The following is a 19,022-nucleotide window of genomic DNA, read 5'->3' as shown; positions in this document are numbered from 1 at the left end:
CGACCGCGCTCCACTCCCCCGAGCATCGGCGATGCTGCCGTGGCGGTGTGACCGGCAGGTGACGCCCGGGTGAACACGACACGAAACCGGACGGCCGCCAAGCGCCGGCGGGTAGGCAGGAAGCCCGCAACGGAAAGGAACCACCATGAGCGACCCCGGCATCAGCCCCGTCGACGACTTCGACTCCCAGCAGCGTCGCGACGACGACATCGACCGTGAGCACGTCGGCCCGTACGAGGTGGACGAGGCCGAGGAGTCCCTCGAGACGGTGACGAACGACGCGGTCGCCGGCGAGACGGTGGAGCCGCAGCCCGGTGACGGCTCCGACGACGGCCCGACCGGTGGCGCCCCGCGCGAGGGCTCGCCCGACCTGTGGGAGCACGAGAACGAGCAGGACGAGGACCGTGCCGACCTCGGCAACGACCTCGGCACGAAGCCGCTCTGACCTGATCAGGTTCCGCCGGAACACGGCTCGATAGCATCGGGCCGTGTTCCGACGAGTCCGCTCCAGCGTCCGCAGCATGCCCTCGGCAGCGCGGCTGCTGGCGCTCGCGGCGATGCTGCTGGTCGCCGCCTCGGCACACCTCGCCGCCCGCTCGGAGCCCGGTGGCCGCTGGGTCCCGCTCCTGGTCGTCGGCGTCGTCGGTGCGGTCGTCACCGGATCACCGACCCGCCTCTGGCCGCTGCCCGCGATCTGGCTCGTCGCGACGCTCCTCGCCCTGACCGGTGACGCGCCCGTCGACCCCTCGAACACACGGGTCGCCCTGGTCGTCGGCGCAGTCGCGCTCCTGGCGGCGGTCGCCGTGGACCTGCGGCCCGTCCTGCGGGCGCGACGCCGACGGGGTGCGGCGTGACCACCCCACGGCCTGGAGGCGCGGCGCACGACCCGCACCGAGCCTCCCGTCCGTCTGCTGGCCGCGTGCACGACCGCCACCTGCGTCGGTTCCTCGCCGACAGCACACCCGTGGCCGCGGGCGGCCGCGCCATCCTGCTGCAGATCGCCGACCCGGTCGTCGCGGCCGGTGTCCGACGGCACTCGGACTTCGCCCGGCGACCCCAGCAGCGGCTCGCCCACACCCTGATGTTCGTCTACGCCGTCGTCATCGGCACGGAGACCGACTCGGCGACCGCGACGGGCTTCGTCAACCACGCGCACCGGCCCGTCGCCGGCGCCGACGACGTCGATCGGCAACTCTGGGTGGCCGCGACCCTGTTCGACTCCGCCCGGCGGGCGCACGACCTGTTCGGCACACGCGTCTCCGCGGCCCGCGCCGAGCAGGTCCTCGCCGCCTACGCCCCGATCGCCACCGCGCTGCGGGTGCCGCCGGAGCGCTGGCCGACCTCGGTGGCGGCGTTCGACCGGTACTGGCAGCAGACGTTGGCCGGACTCGAGGTCACCGATGACGCCCGCGGGGTCGTGCGCGACCTGCTGCACCCCCGGTTCGCGCCGCTGTGGGTGCGGGCCGTGATGCCCCTCGTGCGCATCGTGACCGTCGGGATGCTGCCCGATGGTCTCCGGTCGCAGTACGGGTTCGCGTGGGGGCCGCGCGAGGAACAACGGTTCCGCCGGACCGTCCGGGCGGTGGCCGGGGTGCGGGCGCTCGTGCCGGGGGCGCTGCTGCGGCTGCCGGGGCCGTTGCTGCTGCGGGCGATGCGGCGGACGGCGCGGCGGTATGCGGCGGCGGCTGATGCTGGTGGCGCTCCTGCTGGCGCCCCTGCTGCTGGCGCTCCTGCTGCCGGCGCTCCTGCTGCTGGCGCTCCTGCCGGTCCTCAGCCCGCGAGGACCCGCACGGCGTAGTCGCCCACCATCACGACGTCACCGGGCCGGGCGACGACCTGCGCGCCACCGACGCTGGGTTCCTGGGCACCGGACGCGCGGACGACCACCGTGCCGTTCGACGAGCCGAGGTCCTCGACCACCAGGCCGCCGTCCCCCGTCGGCCGCATCGCCGCGTGTTCACGCGACACCGACTTGCCCGGGTCGTCGAGCAGGACCGCTCGCCGACCCGGCGCGGTCGCGACCCGGCGTCCGACCACGACCGGCTGGTCGAGCGGGACGACGGTGCCGGGAGCGACCTCGAGCACGAGCCGCGGCACCACACCGATCGTCGGCAAGGGGTGCTCGGCACGCACCTCGGCGTCCGGCTCGTCGTCGGACACCGGTGCCGCGGGCAGCACCCACGCACGGGACAGGACCCCGGCCTGCCGGTCACGCTCGACGTCGGCGTGCGTGACCACCGGGCGCTCCGGGGCGTCCTCGTCCTTGCGGCGTCGTGCCACGGTGTACCCCTCGTTCTGGTGGTTGTCCACAAGTGGTGCGAGATGCGATGCGATCAAGTATGGTCGAGTCGCGCCGGGGGGCTCCCGGTTTCCACATCCGCATCGGGAGGGCATGCGCCATGGCCAACGTCAACGTCACCTACGACGATCTTCGCAACCAGGCTTCACAGCTTCGCAACGGCCAGAAGGCCATCGAAGACCAGCTGAGCCAGCTCAAGAGCCAGATCGACAACCTCGTCTCGTCGGGCTACGTCACCGACAAGTCCTCGAAGGCCTTCGACTCGACGTACTCGGAGTTCAACTCCGGTGCGACGCAGACCATCCAGGCCATCGACGGCATGGCGGGCTTCCTCGAGAGCGCGGCGAACACGCTCGAGTCGACGGACGAGCAGCTCGCGTCCAGCATCGGCTAGTCAGGACCAGCACGACGGTGGCCGGCGCCTTGGGGGTGCCGGCCACCGTTCTCGCCGCAGGGGCGGCGTCGACGAAGAGCAACAGTAGGAATCCACCGGGGGAACCGTGGCCGGCACCATCAAGCTCGATCTCGACCTGATCGGGAATCTCGCATCCGACCTCTCGAGGCTGCACGGCGACTTCGAACACGTCGCTTCTGCCGCATCTGACTACAAGATCGGCATCGGCTCGATGACGGTCAGCAGTGCGATCGACGACTTCGCGGGCAACTGGGACATCCGACGCGGGCGCCTCCGAGAGTCGATCAAGGCCGTCGCCGAGATGGCCGAGAGTGCGCACGACGGCTTCACGCAGACCGAGGTCGAGCTCGCGAACCGGATCCTCGGGAAGGACAGCTGATGGCACGGCCCAGCGACTGGAGCGCCGTCGACATGCAGCTCGATCCGGTGCCCGGCGACCCGGTCGAGGTTCGACAGTCCGCGTCGGGTGCCCGCTCGATCGAGCAGGCCATCACCGAGCAGGTCAACCGTCTCAACAGGCTCAAGGACGGCGATGGCTGGGAGAGCGAGTCGGGGACGAAGTTCCGCGACTCCGCCGGGGACCTCGCCGGCGCCATCGAGAAGGCCAAGGGCCGCTACACAGCGCTCGCCGCCGCGCTCGACCAGTGGGCAGACGGGCTCGAGGGGCTCCAGCGCGAGGCCGACGCCGCTCTGCTGCAGGCGCAGGACGCGCGGGACGCGCACCGCGCTGCGGCGAACCAGACGATCAGCGCCGAGGCGGACAGCCCGGAGCACCAGGACCAGGTCGACGCGCAGGACCGGGCGCTGAGTGCGGCACAGGGCGACATCGACGCGGCGAAGGCGATCATCCACCGGCTCGCCGGTCCCTTCGGCGAACAGGGTGAGTACGGGGACCTGGCCAGCCGGGTCGCCGATCGCATCCGTCAGGGCGCCGACGACGGCCTGAAGGACGGCTGGTTCGACCACGTGAAGCAGGCGATCCACGATGCACGTGGGGTTCTCAACGTGATCAAGGACGTACTGGATGCCGTGGGTGCGGTCCTCCTGGTCGTCACCGTGATCGCAGCCGTGTTCTTCCCCGCGGCACTCCCCGTGATCGCCCTCATCGGGCTCGCGGTTGCCGGCGCGAAGCTGCTGATCACGGCGACGCAGTCGGTAGCGGGTGACGCGAGCGCGAAGGACGTCGGCAAGGATGCGCTCGGGTTCGCACTGGCCGCGGTCGGGTTCGGCGCCGCCAAGTACGCCAGCTCAGCGATGGGGCTGCTGCGGGGGGCGGTCGGAGAGACACGCGCAGCCTCGGCTGCCGCCGCAGCGCGTACGGCGAACGCCGGGGCGGCCGGCGAGTTGAGTGCGTTCCTCCGGGGAGGCAGTGCCGGCGTCCGGGAGGCAGAAGCGATCGGCCGGAAGCCCCTCACGGCGTTGCTCGACACGTACGTCACCGGCGGTCTGATGGAGACCGCTCAAGTCCTCAAGCTCGCGCCGGACTCCGCGCTCGCACGCGAGGCCGCGACGCGCGCAGCGCTCGCGAACGGAGTCGTCGCGGGCTCCGGGCTCCCCGGTCTCACGGAGATGCCGGAACCCGTGGAGAACGTCGTCTCCGCCGCCACGGACTGGGACGGCTACTGGAAGTCGAAGAGCGAGATCCACGTCGGTTCGCTGTGACGCAGTACCGAGTCCTCTTGCCGGACGGGTGGTACCGGTACCCGGTCGACGGCGACCCGAAACGTGCCTCGCGAGCGTTCGCTGACCGACACCTCGTCCTCCTCGGCGGAGATGATCCGACTGCAGTCGAGGCACGGCGCCGCGCACGCGACGACATCAGCTCCGCCTTCACGACGATGGCGGATGCCGGTACGACCGACCTGTACTTCTTCGATGGCCGGTTCGGCGGAGCGCCGATGAACATGTTGTTCACGATCGGAGTCGTCTACCTCGGGCCGACGATCGCGGGACTCGAACTCGCTGAGGTCGCTCCGGCGCTCGGCGCTTCGACGACGCTCACGGATCTGCCCGTGGGGGCAGCGCTCCGGGCCCGTTCCGAAGGTGAGCTCGACGGAGGAGGACCGCTGCCGGCTTCGCTTCCCAGAGACCTCGCCGCGGCGTTCCTGGCTGGTTCGGGACCGGACGTGCCAGCGAGGACGACGCGCGTGGACTACCTCCTGCCGGTCCCGCAGGAGCACGGCTCCTTCGCGCTGATCTCGTTCCAGTGCGCCGGTGAACTGTTCACGGACGAGCGTGTTGCGCACTTCGACATCCTGATGACCGGCTTCGCCTGGGAGAGCGGACGATGAGGATCACGTGGCCACGGACCGACGTGCTCCGTCCGCTCGACCTCGAGGCACATCGTCTCGATCCCTCGAGCGCGCCGACGATCATCAGACGACTCAACGAGACGGATGCAGCGGCCGCCTGGATGGTCCACGAGGCCTCACGCGAGGTCGGCTGGGTCGCCGTCCGCACTGCTCCGCTTGCGGGTCGGTCTGCCGGAGTCGTTCGGGCTGGCCTTCGTGCTCCTGACCCGATCGGACCGATCGAGGAGTCGATGCTCGCCACGAGCAGCGGCGACGCACTGCGGCTGGTCCAACGGCTCGCGTTGGAGCGGCCCGGTGGCGCGCGTTTCGTCGTCGTCCAGGCATCGTGGTCCTGGGTCGTCGGAGACGAGCTCGTCGTCCTCTCTTCGAGCAGCGCAGAGCCCGCACTCGCCGAGCTGTTGATCACGCGCATCGACGCGCTCGCTGCGAAGATCGTCATCGATGCCTGAAACCCTTGCCCGCCCTGCCACTTCGAGTGACCGGGCGGACGCTGCGACAAGTGCCACGAGGCTCGTCATCGACGAGCAAGATCGGATCGTCATCCTCGACTGCGGCGGTGACCGAACGACGACCGATCCGGTCGCGCGCGCCTGGTTCCTGGACGAGGACGTCCTCCCGAGACGTCTCGCTCCCACAGCCAGCAACGGTGCCGTGCTGCTCGAGGACGTGAACGGCAACCTGTACCTCGTTCCGATCGATGATTGGTGGATGGCTCCCGTCTCCGTCGTACCGAGGGAACTCGCACTCCGCTCGAGCGGTCTCTCCACGTTGCTCGACCGTTTCGCCACGGATGCTCCGCTTCCCGGCCATCTCGCCTCCGCCCGCGTCCTCGCCCCCACGGACGAGCGACGACGCGCCGTGAGACAGAAGATGCTGATCGTGGTCATCCTGCTCGGACTGGGCGCCTTCCTGACGGACGCGTTCGGTCCGATCGTGCTCACGATGAACCGCGTCACCGACGCCCCGGTTCTGGGATGGATTTCGGCCGGTGCCGCTGCGGCCAACGCGATCGTGGTGCTGGCCATCGCCGCAGGGCGGAGGCGGCTGCCCAGGAAACTCCGGGGGCAGGCGCTCCGGCCCGTGGTCGGCCCTTCCTGGTTCCTCGACTCGGCGTCGATCAGCGCGGATGACCACGGTCTCGTCCTCGTCGACGGGCAGGGCATCGCGCAGCGGTTGGCAACACCGGATCGGCATCTCGGGCCGGACGTCGTCGTGCGCGCGGCGTTCGTGCACGACGAGGACCCACGGGTGCTGCTCATCGACGGAACGGACACGGTCCGCGCGCAGTTGCCGCTGCGCTCGTGGGCACCATCGCCGGACGACGCACTCGTCCTCCGAGAGTTCCTGCAGCGGCTCGGTGTCCTCACCCTCGTGTCGGACGATGTGCGCAACCAGCCCGCGCTCGCGCTCGACGAGATGCGCAGCAGCCGTGTCGGCCCGTCGTCGCTGATGCTGCCGAACGTCCTGGGGTCCGTGCCCGCGTACCCGTTCCTCGCATCGTCGGCCTTCACGACGGTCGTGCTCGCCGGCGCTCGTTCAGCAAGCCCTGGGGACACCTCGACGATCGTCACTGCCGTGTCCGCAGCCATCGCGGTCGCAGCGGTCGCAGCGGTCTTCGTCGTCGAATCGAGTTCACGTCTGCCCGTCGCTCGCATCCGTCCGGAACAGCACGGACGCCCCGATCGACCGACGCTCACCCGACGTCACCTCGTGGCCGTGGGCATCCCGCTCATCGGAGCAGCAGTCGCCGTCTGGTACTCGATGCAGGGCAACGTCTTCGCTGCGGCCAGCATCCCGCTCCTGGTACTCGCCGTCCCGCTCGTCTCGTGGCTGACCTTCCGTCGTCGTCGCGCAGAGCGGGGGAAGGCACCGGTCGGGCTCGGACGTTGGATCGTGATCGGAGCCCCGAGAGGAGACGAATGACTCGCCTGCTGTGGAACTACAACCGCGCCTGGACGCTGCTCGATGACGAGGGTCACATCGACGACGTCACCGACGCTGCGGTGGAGCATGCGCTCGCGCAGGCGAAGCAGCGGCCGAAGCGTCGAGAACGCACGGTCCTCCGAACGGTCATGCACGACATCGCTGCGTTCCAGTCCGCGGCGAAAGCGGAGAGCTGCTTCGTCCTCTCGACCACCGCGCCGACGGTTCGTGCGATCGCCTACGCGGTCGTGCACAGTGTCGCCGGCGTCGACCGCGCGGACAGCTTCATCGACGATGCTCGTGCACCGCGGGCGTCCGGTATCGGCGACGCCAGCGTCAGGGCACTCGACCTGCCCGTCGGCCGCGCAACGCTGGTGGAGATGCGGGAACGCAGCACCGACCGCCGGACACGGTCAGTGATGCAGGTCGTTCGCGCGATCATCCCGATCGTCGACGGCCTGAACGAGCTCACCGTGGTCGTGTCGTTCTTCGTCCCCGACGAGGACGACAGTGCACTCGCGCGGCCGATGCTCGACGAGCTCCTCCGCGACGTGCGTGTCGATTGGGGTTGAGCGTCATCACTGAGGCGGAGATGGTCGCGCAAGCAGCCGTTCCGAGCGACCGATGCGAAGCACGGCGACAACTGGGGCCGCTCGCCGTCGTGGACGGCCGCCCGTACGGCGCGCAGTCGGCGGGCACCATCGCGCTCACCGATCGGATCGCGCCCGCTCGGACGCTGGACTGGTCGGACGTCCTGCGCTCGATCGTCGTGAGGCCTGGCGACCGAGCCGTCGTGGTCCGTGACGAACACGGACGCGAGTTCGCACTCTGCGTGTCGTCGTGACCGGCGCCCCCGATCCGACGCCCGTCGACTTCCGCGGCCTCGAGGACATCGCCGGAGCGGACTGGTTGGTCGTCCCGCTACCCGAGGAGGTCCGGGGCAAGCCGAAGCGCTGGGCGAACTCGACCACCTCCCGACTCTTCCCCTGGTACGTCCGACCGTTCAGGACGGCGGAAGTGATCTCGACCGCGGCGTCGCTCGAGGTCCTCTGCAGGATGAGCGCACCCGACCTCCGGTTCGCGGTGTTCCGCCCGCAGCTCACGTCGATCACGAACACGACCACCGTCGCCGTCAGCGCGACCGATGAGCGGCTCGTCGGCCCCGGGAGCGCTCCGGCCGACGGCCTCCGAGCCGGCACCGGCACCCGTTGGGAAGCGGGAACCGAGACTTGGCCGTTCCTGGATGCAGCGGGAGCCGTGGCCGCTCGTCGCTGGCAGTTCCGCTCGGGTTCCTCGACCATCACCGTCACGGGGATCGGCGATCACGCTGCTGCCTTCGCTGGCGCTGAGGCGTCCCTGGAGGCCTTCGTCCGACGCATCACCACGCGAGGTGGGTGTTGAGACTGGGCGCGTCATGCGTGAGCCAACCCAGCTCCCCACACCGCGCCTCCAGTTCGACAACCCGTCCACAAGCCGGGTGCAACCCGGCCTGCGCATCGCAGGAACCTGCGAGAATCGACCCATGAGCGGCAGCACGACGCTGCGGGGGGCCTCGTCCGACCACCGCGCTGCGACCACGACGACCACGATCTCCGGTGCGGGGCGCCTCACGTGCGCCTGACGTTCACCGCGAGCCACCTTCCGTCGAGCGCCTCTGCCGACTTCGTCGTGGAGTGCGACGAGGACACCCTCCTCGGCGAGATCGTCGAGGTCGTCGCCAAGCGGCTCGGGCAGGGTGCCGCGTCGATCGTCGACGTCGCGGTCGACGCCGTACCGACCACCCCGCACGCCCGCGTCGGCGACGGCGTGCTGCTCGAGGGTGCACGCCTCACCTTCGGCGGACCGGCGCCGGTCCTGCCACTGCCGGGCGACCTGCCGAGCGTCCGGATCGTCGGGGGGCCGGGTGCCGGCACCGTGGTGGTGCTCGACGCCGGGATCGCCCACGTCGGGTCCGCGCCCGACGCGACGGTGTCGCTCCCCGACCGGTCGGCACCGGAGTACGCCGCCGTCCTGCGGCTCGACCTCAACCGTCGGTTCACCATCACCCCGACGAAGGATTCTCGGGTCCTCGTCGACCGCACCGAGGTCGATGAAGAGACCCCGGTCGAGCCGGGCAGCATCGTGACGATCGGCGACACGCTGCTGTCGGTCGCGGTGCCCGACGCCGACCGAGCGGCGATCACCCTGACCCCCGGTGGCGGCTCGCTCGACTACACGCGGCCACCGCGGCTCCTGCCCGAGGACCACCCGTCCGTGTTCAAGCTGCCGGCCGTGCCGGCACAGCAGTCACGCCGGTCCATCCCGATCATCGCGGCGCTCGCGCCGCTCGGCATGGCCGCTGTGATGGTCTCGATCTTCCACAACGTCGCGTACCTCGCGTTCGGTCTGATGTCACCGATCATCATGTTCGGCAACGCCTGGTGGGACCGCCGGAACGGCAAGAAGTCCCACAAGCAGCGCGTCGCCGAGTACGAGGAGACCAAGAAGGCGGTCGAGGCCGACGCCCTGGAGGCAGTGGTGCGGTACCAGCGCGAGCTGCGGACCAGCGCCCCCGACCCCGCCACCGTGCTCGACGTCGCACTGCGACGTCGAGCCCGCCTGTGGGAACGCCGGCGGACCGATCCGGACTACCTGACGCTGCGCGTCGGCACCGCGGACGTGCCGTCCGGCGTCGTGCTCGAGGACCCGTCGGCGCTCGAGCACCGGCGAGCGGTCGACAAGCTGGCGGAGGACGTGCCGGTCATCGTCGACCTCGGCGTGCAGGGGGTCGTCGGGGTCGCGGGTCGTGACGAGCACACGCGGCACCTGACGTCGTGGTTCGTCGCGCAGCTCGCGGTGCTGCAGAGCCCGCGTGACACGCAGTTCGTCGTGCTGACGGACGCCCGCTCGGCCGACGAGTGGGCGTGGTTGCGGTGGATCCCGCAGGCGCGGCCCGGCTTCGGGCAGGACGCCGTCATCGCGATCGGCAACGACGCCGAGACGCTCGGTGCCCGGGTGGCGGAGGTCGGTCAGCTCATCGACGCGCGACAGCGGGCGATGCGCGAGTCCAACGCCCGGGGCATCCCCGGCCCGGACGTCGTCGTCGTGCTCGACGGAGCGCGGCGGCTCCGTGCCCTCCCCGGACTCATCCGGATCCTGAAGGAGGGCCCGGCGGTCGGGGTCCGCGCCGTCTGCATCGAGGAAGAAGCCCGGCTGCTGCCGGAGGAGTGCTCGGTCGTCGTCACGGTGGGCCCCGAACGCATCCGCGTCGCTGCGCAGCGCCAGGCGACGGTGACCGACGTCCGACCGGACCGGATCCCGGACGGCTGGTTCGAGACGGTCGCCCGCGCGGTCGCGCCGATGGTCGACGCGGACGACGAGAGCGACGCCGGTGGTCTGCCCACCTCGTCGCGACTGCTCGACGTCATGCTGCTCGAACCGCCCACACCCCGCGCGATCACCGGCGGCTGGGCGGTGCGGCCGCGCACCACCGAGGTGGTCGTCGGCGAGAGCCTGGACGGGCCGTTCGCGTTCGACCTGCGCAAGGACGGGCCGCACGGTCTCGTCGCGGGGACGACCGGTTCGGGCAAGTCCGAACTGCTGCAGACGATCGTGGCGTCCCTCGCGGCGACGAACACCCCGGAGGGCATGAACTTCGTCCTCATCGACTACAAGGGCGGGGCGGCGTTCCGCGACTTCGCACCGCTGCCACACACGGTCGGCATGGTCACGGACCTCGACACGCACCTCGTCGAGCGCGCGCTCGAGTCCCTCGGTGCCGAGCTCCGTCGTCGTGAGCACCTGCTGGCCGACGCTGCAGCGAAGGACATCGAGGACTACCTCGACCGCCTCGGCCGCGGCGAACCACTGCCGCCGATGCCGCGCCTGCTCATCGTCATCGACGAGTTCGCGAGCCTGGTGCGCGAGCTGCCCGACTTCGTCACCGGGCTCGTGAACATCGCGCAGCGCGGCCGTTCGCTCGGCATCCACCTCATCCTCGCCACCCAGCGCCCGACCGGTGTCGTGTCGAACGACATCCGCGCGAACACGAACCTGCGGATCGCGCTGCGCGTCACCGACTCCAGCGAGAGCACCGACGTGATCGACGCGGGCGACGCGGCACAGATCCAGAAGAGCACGCCCGGTCGCGGGTACATCCGGCTAGGTGCCGGCGCCCTGCTGCCGTTCCAGTCCGGTCGCGTCGGTGGTCGCCGGCCCGGGCAGTCGTCCCAGCGCAAGCAGGTCTGGGCCGGTGCCGTGTCGTGGTCGGCTCTCGGCACCGCACCGCCCGCGCCACCGAAGTCCCAGGTGCAGCACACCGACGAGCGGACCGACCTGCAGGAACTCGTCGGTGCCGTGGCCGCCGCCGCCGCGGAGCTCGGTGGCCCCGCCCCCTACCGACCATGGCTCGACGCCCTGCCCGAGACGCTGCTCTTCACCGACCTGAACGACCGCGCGTGGGAACTCGACGACAGCACGACGACGGACGCGCGCGTGGGCCCGCTGCCCTTCGCGTTGCAGGACTTCCCGGGTGAGCAGGCACAACGGGTCAGGAGCCTCGACCTCGACTCCGACGGGCACCTGTACGTGGTGGGGGCACCTCGCAGCGGCCGGTCGCAGGTCCTGCGCACCATCGCGGCGGCGATCGCCCGGAACACCTCGGCAGCCGATGTGCACGTGTACGCACTCGACTGCGGCAACGGTGCGCTGCTGCCCATCCAGGCGCTCCCGCACACCGGTGCCGTCGTGCAGCGCGTGCAGACCGAACGAGCGCAGCGGCTGCTCGCCAAGCTCACCCAGGAGCTCGCGCGTCGCCAGCAGGTCCTCGCCGACGGCGGGTTCGCCAGCATCGTCGAACAGCGCGCCGCGGCGGTCGTGCCGTCGGGACGCCTGGCCCACATCGTCTTCATGCTCGACCGGTGGGAGGGGTTCGTGGGTTCCCTCGGCGAACTCGACCACGGCGCCCCGACCGACCAGGTGATGACGCTCCTGCGCGAGGGCGCCAGCGTCGGCATCCATCTCGTCGTCACGGGTGACCGCCAGCTGCTGTCCAGCCGCATGGCCACCCTGGTCGAGGACAAGCTCGTCCTCCGCCTGTCGGACCGCGGCGACTACGGGCTGGCGTCGCTCAACCCGCGCAAGCTGCCGGAACAGGTGCCCGACGGTCGTGCGTTCGCCTCCGACTCGGCGACGGAGACCCAGATCGCGCTGCTCGCCGCCGCGGGGACCGGGCAGTCGCAGGCCGCCGCGATCACCGCCCTCGCCACGTTCGCCACGGAGCGCGACCGTTCGGTCGAGCGCACCCGCAGGCCGTTCCGCGTCGACCAGTTGTCCGGTCCGGTGCCGTTCGACCGCGCGTGGGAGATGCGCGACGACGACGCCGGTCTGTTCGGCCTGGTCGGGATCGGCGGCGACGACCTCACCGCGATCGGCCCCGACCTGGCCGCGGCCGGCTCGTTCGTCGTCGGTGGCCCCGCGAAGTCCGGACGCAGCGCCGTCCTGCTCTCCATGACCCGTTCGGTCCTGCGCGAGGGTGGCGAGGTCGTGCTCGTGACCCCGCGGCAGTCCCCGCTCCGTGCGCTGGCCGCGGAACCGGGTGTCCTGGCGGCGCACGAAGGTGCCGATCTGACCGAGGACGACCTCGCACCCCTGTTCGACGGGCAGCCCGGTCGACGCGTCCTGGTGATCGACGACGCCGAGCTCGTCAAGGACGCCCCGGCGAAGAGCTGGCTGCAGGGGTTCGTCAAGCGGGCGGCCGACAACGGGCAGGCGATCGTCGCCGCCGGCCTGACCGCCGAGTTCGGCGTCGGGTTCACCGGGTGGCAGGTCGACATGAAGCGCAACCGCTCCGGCGCGCTGCTGAGCCCCCAGGCGATCACCGAGGGCGATCTGCTCGGGATGCGTCTGCCGCGCAGCAGCATCGTCGAGCGCGTCCAGGTCGGTTCCGCGATCGTGCACCTCGGCAACGGCGAGCTCGTGTCGGTGCAGGTGCCGACTCCCTGAACGCCGGACCCCCGCGCACGGTTGGGTGGGTACATGTCCTCTGCCCCGCTCTCCGGTGACGACTCCCTGCACCTGCCCGAGTTCGACAGCCCGCCGGCGTCTCCGCTCGACCTCGCTCGCGACTGGCTGTCCGCGGCCCAGGACCGACAGGTCTCCGAGCCGTTGTCGATGACTCTCGCCACGGCCGGGGCGGACGGCCGCGTGTCCGCTCGCACCGTCGACGTGAAGCGCATCGAGGCGGACGGGCTGGTCTTCGGCACGTCGGAGGACAGCCCGAAGGGCCGGCAGCTCGCCGAGAACCCGCACGCAGCATTGCAGGCGTACTGGCGGGAGACGATGCAGCAGCTCCGGTTCGAGGGGCGCGTCGTCCGGCTGTCGGACGACGAGTCCGATGCGCTGTTCGCGGACCGCTCCCCGAAGTCACGCGCCGCGACGGCCATCGCCGATCAGTCGGCCGTGCTCGAACCGCGGACGCTGCAGGACCTGATCGACGACGCGAACGACCTGCTCGACGACTCGGGCGACGATGTCCCCCGACCTGCACGGTGGGTTGCCTGGCGTCTCGAGCCCGACATCGTGGAGTTCTGGCACGGCAGCCGTGACCGGATGCACCGACGACTGCAGTACGCATTCGCCGACGGAGCCTGGGCAGCCATCCGCCTCCAGCCGTAGTCGGCGCGGCTTCCGTTGGTGCGAGATCGACCACTCCGTGCGCGCTCGTTGCGCTGCACGGAGTGATCAACCTCGCACCGAGCGCCGCCCGCGCCCCTACCGCCCGATCGGGTTCACCATCTCCCCCGCCCGGATGAGCGACGCCGACTGGTCCGCCAGGTCCACCATCGACAGGGTGTTCCGCAACTGCAACCGGTTCAGGCACGAGTGCTCGAACGTCGGTACCCGCAGGTCCAGGGGACGACGGCGGTCCGGGTGTGCGGCGGCGTGCGCGTCGATGCACTCTCCCACGACCTCCCAGAAGCGGGACTCCGGCAGCACCCCGTCGTCGTCGAGGATCGCGGCGACGAACCGCAGCACCCCGTCGAACACGTCGGTGAACACGGCGAGCGCTGCTTCGTCGTCGGACACCGGGTGCACGATCCGGTCGATGTCGGCCGGGACCGGGTGGTCGGCGTGGCGACCGAGGACCGCCGCCTCTTCCCCGATGTCCTTCATCACGGCACGGACCACGACGCCGTCGCGCACGACGAGCACCAGGTTCTCGCCGTGCGGCATGAACACCAGGTCGTGCACGGTCAGGCAGTGCACGACGGGCAGCAGGTACGCGTCGAGCCAGCGCCGGACCCAGACGTCGGCGGGCAGACCGGAGGCCTCGATCAGCGCCGAGACCACGGCGTTCCCCGAGGCGTTCCGGTGCAGCAGCGCCGCCATGGTGAGCAGGCGTTCGCCTTCCGCCAGCTGCGGGATGGGACTCTCCCGCCACAGCGCGGCGAGCATCTTGCGCTGCGGCGAGGACACGTCGACCCGATGGTAGGCGTCCCCCGTGTAGCCGATGGCGGCGTGCTCCCGGAGCACCGAGAACCCGGCGGCGGCGAGCGTGGGGTCGGCGGCGACGATCGACGCGACCCAATCGTTCACAGCGGGGGTGTTCCGCATGTACGCGGGCGACATCCCCCGCAGGAACCCCATGTTCTGCACGGCGAGCGCCGTCTTGACGTACGAGCGTGCCGGGTCGGTGCGGTTGAACGCGGTGCGGATCGACTGCTGCGGCTGGTACTCGTCCGGCCCCTCGCCCAGGTCGACCAGGTCGTGTCGGCCCAGGTCGGGCGCGAAGGTCACGGCGATCCGGTGCTGCCACTGCCACGGGTGCACGGGCAGCCACACGTAGTCGTCGGGGTCGAGCCCACGACGCTCCACCGTGGCACGGAACCCGGCCACGACCGCGGCCGACAGCTCGGACTCCCAGTGCGCCTGCTCGGTGCGGTCCGCGGCGAGCGCCAGGTGCGTGTGCTCGCGTCGGGCGGCGAGCCACCGGTACCGGAACCGCCCGCCGGACTCGGGCGCGAACGCCCGGTACTCGTCGAGCCCGAACCCGATCCGCCCGTTGGCAGCGACGAAGGCCGGATGCCCCTCGGTCATCGCGGACTCGGCGTTCTGGAAGGAGGCGACAGCGGCGTCGACGGATTCCCCGGACCGCCCGCGCGCGAGCTGTGCAGCGGACGGGCCTCCCCGCCGGTGCTTCGCCGCCGCGCTCGCCAGGGTCGACGCGATCTCCTCCAGGTACGTTCCGAGCAACTCGTCGGGGATCCCGAGCACGTCGTGCAGTTCGAGCACGAGCTCCTGCGCGCTGAGGGCCGCTGGCACCCCCGCACGGGTCCGCGTCAACGAGGCCTCGTCCATCGACCAGTGCTCGAGCAGGTGCTGCCGCGCCCGGAACCGGTAGGTCGACTCCCCCGCGTCGAACCGCCACCCGTCCTCGTCCGGCACGGGTGCGATCAGCCGTTCGTGGGTGAACTCCGCGATCGCCTTCGCGACGAGGTGCCGTTCGGCGGGTTCCAGGTGCTCGGGCCGCAGGTGTGCGGCCGGCCCGTCGTCGTCCGGCACTCCGATCCGGTCGGTGTCGAGCACCGACAGCAGGGCCCGCTTGCCGGCGACGTCCACCTGTCGCAGGGCGCGGAACCCGACCTCGGCGTTCTTCGCCTGCACCGCCGTGTTCCGCACGTCCGGTTCGACGACGACCCGACGCGCATCGAGGGCGTCCCGGCAGTGCTCGACGACGGCACGCATCACCGCGCTCGTGAGGCCGTGCACACGACGGTCCGCGGGCGCCGGCGCGACGAGCAGGTGCATGCCGACGTCGCCGGGTTCGGCCGCCCACACGTCGGTGAGCAGGACGGCGGCGGGGTCGTAGGTCTCGGCCAGGAAGCACGGGTCCCCGTCGCGACGACCGAGCCACGCGGCCTGCGCCGGGTCCGCCTGCACGCCGGCCAGGTAGGCGCGGACGCCGTCCACGTCGAGGTCACCCATCTCCCACCAGGACGACGCCGGGTGCGCGAGCCACGACTGCACGACGGCGGCATCGCGTTCCGGGTCCACGGGTTCGACGGTCAGGAGGCCCGGCTCGGCTCCTCCAGGCACGGTCGCGTCCGGTGCGGTGGTCGTCACGGTCGTGCTCATGCGGACACCTCCGCACGCTCGGTCGCGAGCCGGGCTGGCGCCCGCTCCGCGGCGCCGGGCTGGGCGGTGGACGGCGCTGCTGTCGACTGCCCCGAGGCGGGCAGGCCGAACTCCTGGAAGGCGATCCGGGCCTCCAGGCCGTACACGGGGCGACCCGTGACGGACCGGATGATCGACGCGTTCCGCCACGCACCCATGCCGAGGTCGGGCGCGGTCAGGCCGTGCGTGTGCTCCTCGGCGTTCTGCACCCAGATGCGTCCGCCCAGGGTGTCGACGTGGTGGTCGCGGGCGACGGCCAGGCGACCACGGGAGTCGCGGGCGACGAGGTGCTCGACCGGATCGAGGAACCGCGGGACCCGCGGGGTGTACCCGGTGGCCAGCACCAGCTGCTCGACCTCGTGCTCGTAGGTCTGGTCGAGCTGCTCGTGGCGGAGCGTCAGCCGGTAGGTGCCGCGGTCGGCGAGCCAGGCGGCGTCGACGACGCTCGTCTCGGTCCGGAGCGTCGTCGGGACGGGGCCGCGCGCACTGATCCGGTAGAGCTGGTCGTACAGGTCGTCGACCAGGTCGGCGCTGATCCCCTTGTACAGGCCGCGCTGTTCCCGCCCCAGGCGATCGCGGACGGCCTCGGGCAGCCCGTGGAAGTGGTCCGTGTACTCGGGGCTCGTCATCTCGAGGGTGAGCTTGGTGTCCTCCATCGGGAAGAACCGGGGCGAGCGCGTGATCCAGTCGAGGCGGTATCCGTCCTGCCGGATGTCCTCGAGCAGTTCCCGGTAGACCTCGGCGGCGGACTGCCCGCTGCCGACGACGGCGATCGACCCGGCGTCGCGCAGGGCGTCGCGGTTCGGCAGGAACACAGCGGAGTGGATCGCCGGCCCGCCGATCCCGCGCAGCGGGGCGGGGACGGACGGCTCGGTGCCGATGCCCACGACGACGTGGTGTGCGCGGTACGTCTCGAGGCCCTGATCGGTCTCGGCGTGCACCGTGAACGTGTCGGTGACCGGGTCGTGCTCGACGGCGGTCACCCGGCGGCCCCACCGCAGGGTGTCGAGCCGGTCGGCGGCCCATCGGCAGTAGGCGTCGTACTCGCTGCGCAGGGGGTGGAAGTCCTCGCGGATGTAGAACGGGTACAGGCGCCCGGTCTCCTTGAGCCAGGCGAGGAACGAGAACGGCGAGGTCGGGTCGGCCATCGTCACCAGGTCGGCGAGGAACGGCACCTGGATCGTGGCGTCGTCGAGCATCATGCCGTGGTGCCAGGCGAAGCCGTCCGCGGCGTCGAGGAACACCGCGTCGAGGTCGGCGATCGGGTCGGTCAGGCAGGCGAGGCCGAGGTTGAACGGGCCGATGCCGATGCCGACGACGTCGTGCACGGTGTCGGCGGCGGTGCGGTCGGCGGTCATCGGTTCGCTCCCTCGGTCTCGGTGGTGGTGGCGCGCACCCGGGCGGCGGTCGCGACGACGTGCTCCAGCGACGCGCGCATCTGCTCCGGGGTGGTCTCGGGGTTGAGCAGCGTGAGCTTGTTGCACGGCCGACCGTCGATGACCGTCTTGGCGATCAGCACGCGGCCCTCGGCGAGCAGGGCCGAGCGGATGGGGGCGACCAGCGCGTCGGCGGCCTCGTCCGTCATGCCGGCGGGCTGCCAGCGGAACAGCACCGTGCTGAGCTGCGTCGGCGCGACGAGCACCAGGTCCGGGTGCTCCTCGACGATCTGGTGGGTGGCCGCGGCGAGGTCGATGACGGCGTCGAACGCTTCGCCGATCGCGTCGGCGCCGGTCGCCCGCAGGGTGGCCCAGAGCTTCAGCGCGTCGAACCGACGGGTCGTCTGCAGCGACTTGTCGACCTGGTTGGGCTCGGCGGCGTCCTCGGGGTTCAGGTAGTCGGCGTACCAGGCGGTGCGGCGCAGGTCCTCCGGGCGCTGGACGAGCAGGGCGCTCGACGACACCGGCTGGAAGAACGCCTTGTGCAGGTCGGCGGTCACGCTCCGGGCCCGTTCGGCGCCGTCGAGCAGGTGCCGGCGGGTCGGGGAGACGAGCAGACCGCAGCCGTACGCGGCGTCGACGTGCAGCCAGACCCCCTCGAGGTCACAGACGTCCGCGATCGGCTCGAGCGGGTCGATCACCCCGCGGTCGGTGGTGCCGGCGGTGGCGACGACAGCCATCGGCGTCTGCCCGGCTGCGCGGGCGGCGGCGATCGCCTCGGCGAGGGCGGCGGGCACCATCCGGCCGGCGTGGTCGGTGGCGACGGCGACCACGGCCTCGAGCCCGAGCAGCCGCGCCGACTTCGCGATGCTGAAGTGGGTCTCCGCGGTCGTGAACACGGTGCCACTGACGCCGAGGGCCTCGCGCGCCAGCAGCAGGGCCTGCAGGTTCGACTGCGAGCCGCCCGAGGTGAAGATGCCGTCCCCCGCGGCGAACCCGATCCGACCGGCGAGCCAGGAGACGACGTGCCGCTCGATCTCGGTGCCGATCCGGGACTGGTCCCAGGTGTCCACAGACGGGTTCACGGCGGCCAGGACCGACTCGGCGGCGACCGCGGGCAGCGCGACCGGGCAGTTCAGGTGCGCGAGGTACGCCGGGTCGTGGAACCAGACGGCCTCGCGGACGAACAGCTCGTCGAGTTCGGCGAGCGCGCGGTCCGTCCCGAGGGGTTCGGCGTCGAGGTCGACGTCCTGCACCCGGCCCCGGAGGACCTCGGGAGCGGTGTCGGTCGTCGGACGGTCGGCGGCGGCGAAGCGGTCGGCCAGACGGTCCACCGTGGACGTCACGGCGGAGCGGTAGCGCTCGGCGGTGGCGGTGGTCAGGAGTTCGATGGGAGGTGTCACGTTAGGTAAGGCTAACCTCACAAAGCGTGATCGTGCCACCCGAACTAGGGGCGCTCTGGCAGGCCGGGCGTGTCAGACGCCCGTCTGCCGGACGCGCCGGGCGCCCAATCGCCGCGCGGGTCGGCGTCCGCCCGCCGGGGC

General features: G+C 71.4%; 18 protein-coding genes. 14 read left to right on the top strand and 4 right to left on the bottom strand.

All coding sequences use genetic code 11. From position 1 onward, the window contains the following. Positions 1-145 precede the first annotated feature (145 nt). The 3 genes from H7A73_RS09505 to H7A73_RS09495 all read left to right on the top strand — a co-directional run bounded on the left by H7A73_RS09505 (position 146) and on the right by H7A73_RS09495 (position 1,798). The gene (locus H7A73_RS09505; RefSeq protein WP_182065749.1) at positions 146-445 is read left to right on the top strand and encodes a hypothetical protein; all 300 of its coding nucleotides are present in this window, start codon (positions 146-148) and stop codon (positions 443-445) included. Positions 446-488: 43 nt separating this feature from the next. Further along, complete coding sequence (locus tag H7A73_RS09500) at positions 489-854, top strand: hypothetical protein (RefSeq protein WP_182065748.1); 366 nt, start codon at positions 489-491, stop codon at positions 852-854. 65 nt (positions 855-919) lie between these two features. Beyond that, positions 920-1,798 carry an oxygenase MpaB family protein gene (locus H7A73_RS09495; protein WP_182065747.1) on the top strand — a complete coding sequence of 293 codons (879 nt, stop codon included), beginning with the start codon at positions 920-922 and terminating at the stop codon, positions 1,796-1,798. Here H7A73_RS09495 and H7A73_RS09490 read toward each other — a convergent pair. Continuing rightward, a complete protein-coding gene (locus H7A73_RS09490) occupies positions 1,771-2,280 on the bottom strand; it encodes an FHA domain-containing protein (protein WP_182065746.1) in 510 nt (169 codons plus the stop codon). The two genes, H7A73_RS09495 and H7A73_RS09490, sit on opposite strands and share 28 nt — an antisense overlap. Positions 2,281-2,399: 119 nt before the next feature. On the opposite strand from H7A73_RS09490, the gene H7A73_RS09485 reads away from it, so the two are divergent. The 11 genes from H7A73_RS09485 (at position 2,400) to H7A73_RS09435 (ending at position 13,603) form a co-directional block, all read left to right on the top strand. Next, the gene (locus H7A73_RS09485) at positions 2,400-2,693 is read left to right on the top strand and encodes a WXG100 family type VII secretion target (protein WP_111089241.1); all 294 of its coding nucleotides are present in this window, start codon (positions 2,400-2,402) and stop codon (positions 2,691-2,693) included. Positions 2,694-2,799: 106 nt separating this feature from the next. Then, entirely contained in the window at positions 2,800-3,093 is a 294-nt protein-coding gene (locus tag H7A73_RS09480) for a hypothetical protein (protein WP_182065745.1), read from the top strand. Further along, positions 3,093-4,376, top strand: a complete 1,284-nt coding sequence (locus tag H7A73_RS09475; RefSeq protein WP_182065744.1) for a hypothetical protein — start codon at positions 3,093-3,095, stop codon at positions 4,374-4,376. The genes H7A73_RS09480 and H7A73_RS09475 overlap by 1 nt, the downstream gene beginning before the upstream one ends. A gap of 17 nt (positions 4,377-4,393) precedes the next feature. Beyond that, a complete protein-coding gene (locus H7A73_RS09470) occupies positions 4,394-5,005 on the top strand; it encodes a hypothetical protein (RefSeq protein ID WP_182065743.1) in 612 nt (203 codons plus the stop codon). Further along, positions 5,002-5,475, top strand: a complete 474-nt coding sequence (locus tag H7A73_RS09465; RefSeq protein WP_182065742.1) for a hypothetical protein — start codon at positions 5,002-5,004, stop codon at positions 5,473-5,475. The genes H7A73_RS09470 and H7A73_RS09465 overlap by 4 nt, the downstream gene beginning before the upstream one ends. A gap of 409 nt (positions 5,476-5,884) precedes the next feature. Further along, entirely contained in the window at positions 5,885-6,949 is a 1,065-nt protein-coding gene (locus H7A73_RS09460; RefSeq protein ID WP_182065741.1) for a hypothetical protein, read from the top strand. Then, the gene (locus H7A73_RS09455; protein WP_182065740.1) at positions 6,946-7,521 is read left to right on the top strand and encodes a hypothetical protein; all 576 of its coding nucleotides are present in this window, start codon (positions 6,946-6,948) and stop codon (positions 7,519-7,521) included. The genes H7A73_RS09460 and H7A73_RS09455 overlap by 4 nt, the downstream gene beginning before the upstream one ends. After that, positions 7,518-7,793 carry a hypothetical protein gene (locus H7A73_RS09450; RefSeq protein WP_220456599.1) on the top strand — a complete coding sequence of 92 codons (276 nt, stop codon included), beginning with the start codon at positions 7,518-7,520 and terminating at the stop codon, positions 7,791-7,793. Before H7A73_RS09455 ends, H7A73_RS09450 begins: the two co-directional genes overlap by 4 nt. After that, complete coding sequence (locus tag H7A73_RS09445) at positions 7,790-8,350, top strand: hypothetical protein (RefSeq protein ID WP_182065738.1); 561 nt, start codon at positions 7,790-7,792, stop codon at positions 8,348-8,350. Before H7A73_RS09450 ends, H7A73_RS09445 begins: the two co-directional genes overlap by 4 nt. 210 nt (positions 8,351-8,560) lie before the next feature. After that, positions 8,561-12,931 carry an FtsK/SpoIIIE domain-containing protein gene (locus tag H7A73_RS09440; RefSeq protein ID WP_182065737.1) on the top strand — a complete coding sequence of 1,457 codons (4,371 nt, stop codon included), beginning with the start codon at positions 8,561-8,563 and terminating at the stop codon, positions 12,929-12,931. A gap of 33 nt (positions 12,932-12,964) precedes the next feature. After that, positions 12,965-13,603 (top strand): pyridoxal 5'-phosphate synthase, encoded by a 639-nt coding sequence (locus H7A73_RS09435; RefSeq protein ID WP_182065736.1) that lies wholly within the window; start codon positions 12,965-12,967, stop codon positions 13,601-13,603. Positions 13,604-13,699: 96 nt separating this feature from the next. Here the strand turns inward: H7A73_RS09435 and H7A73_RS09430 are convergent, their stop codons facing one another. Genes H7A73_RS09430 through H7A73_RS09420 form a run of 3 tightly spaced genes read right to left on the bottom strand, consistent with a single transcriptional unit; the run spans position 13,700 to position 18,881 of the window. After that, entirely contained in the window at positions 13,700-16,063 is a 2,364-nt protein-coding gene (locus H7A73_RS09430; protein WP_182065735.1) for a GNAT family N-acetyltransferase, read from the bottom strand. Beyond that, positions 16,060-17,460, bottom strand: coding sequence for a lysine N(6)-hydroxylase/L-ornithine N(5)-oxygenase family protein (locus H7A73_RS09425; protein ID WP_182065734.1), 1,401 nt, complete (start codon positions 17,458-17,460; stop codon positions 16,060-16,062). Before H7A73_RS09425 ends, H7A73_RS09430 begins: the two co-directional genes overlap by 4 nt. After that, positions 17,457-18,881, bottom strand: coding sequence for a pyridoxal phosphate-dependent decarboxylase family protein (locus tag H7A73_RS09420; RefSeq protein ID WP_182065733.1), 1,425 nt, complete (start codon positions 18,879-18,881; stop codon positions 17,457-17,459). The genes H7A73_RS09425 and H7A73_RS09420 overlap by 4 nt, the downstream gene beginning before the upstream one ends. Positions 18,882-19,022: the final 141 nt, after the last annotated feature.

It is taken from the genome of Curtobacterium sp. ME12, assembly GCF_903970855.1.
GTDB lineage: Bacteria > Actinomycetota > Actinomycetes > Actinomycetales > Microbacteriaceae > Curtobacterium > Curtobacterium poinsettiae_A.
The sequence above is the reverse complement of the archived record's forward strand: the minus strand, read 5'-3'. Positions and strand labels throughout refer to the sequence as shown.